This is a genomic window from Pseudoduganella sp. RAF53_2 (assembly GCF_052113985.1).
GTDB lineage: Bacteria > Pseudomonadota > Gammaproteobacteria > Burkholderiales > Burkholderiaceae_D > Rugamonas.
In genome coordinates, this window is record NZ_JBFRDW010001083.1 from 1 (window position 1) to 1,038 (window position 1,038).

Below are 1,038 nucleotides of genomic sequence, written 5' to 3' on the forward strand. Positions count from 1 at the left end.
GAGTCATTCTGCTCCAGCTTCCTGATACTCTCATCGGTGAACTTGCGGCCAGCCTGGCCGTTGAACATTTCGGCGCTCACGTTCTGCATCACCTGCTGCGTCAGCAGGCCCTTCACCATGGCCAGCACGGTTGATTGCGACGGGTCATAGAAGATCGGCAGTTCAGGCTTTTCGGTGGCGCCGAACAGCGCGGTGCCGGCCTTGTCGCCAAAGCCTTCCGGAATCACGACAGCCACGGACAGCTTACCGGCGCGCACGCGTGCCTGCGCCTCGTCCAGGCTCAGTTCTGCTACGCGCAGATTGGCGTCGGCTTTCAGACCATCGGCAATCTTCTTGCCGACCACGGAGCTGTCCTGCTGCACCAGGCCGATGTCGATCTTGCCGGTCTTGCTGTCGCCGCTCCCGCCGAACAGGGAGCCGAAGAAGGCTGCCAGCACGATAGGCATCAGCAGGTTCAGCATCAGTGCGCGTTTATCGTTCAGGTACAGGATGATGTCCTTGCGGACCAGTGCGAATAATGCGGTCATTGTTGTCCTCTCAGTCGCGCAGGGAGCGACCGGTCAGGGTCAGGAAGATGTCTTCGAGGTTGGTGCGCGCGGYCGCGAAGTGGGCCAGCTTGTGGCCTTGCTCCTGCAGCCAGCAGACGACCGACGTTGCGTGCTCGGTGCCGGAGAGGCCGATATCGAGCACGCTGCCATGCGCTTTGGCGCTGGTCACGCCAGGCAGGCGCGCGATGGCATCGGCGACGGCAGGTGCTGACGCGGCATCGGCTTCGGTCAGCTCGGCGCGCAGCGCAGCTTGCGCGGGCAGGCGCTGATACAGAGCGGTCGGGCTTTCGTCGGCCAGTACCTTGCCGTGGTCAATGATCACGATGTGGTCGGCAAGGCGCTCGACTTCTTCCATATAGTGGCTGGTGTAGATCAGCGAACGGCCCTGGGCCTTCAGCGCTTCCAGCGTGTCGAAGATGGCATTGCGGCTTTGCGGATCGACGCCGACAGTCGGCTCGTCCAGAATCAGCAGCTGCGGATCGTGCAGCAG

The 1,038-nt window shown here is 62.7% G+C and carries 1 protein-coding gene and 1 pseudogene; both read right to left on the minus strand.

What is annotated here, in order from left to right; translation table 11 throughout:
* Positions 1-527 (minus strand): YhgE/Pip domain-containing protein (locus tag AB4Z11_RS32465; protein ID WP_442030406.1); only part of this gene is annotated, 527 nt, incomplete at its 3' end.
* Between the two features lie 10 nt (positions 528-537).
* Positions 538-1,038: pseudogene (locus AB4Z11_RS32470) on the minus strand (ABC transporter ATP-binding protein); the annotation flags it as partial.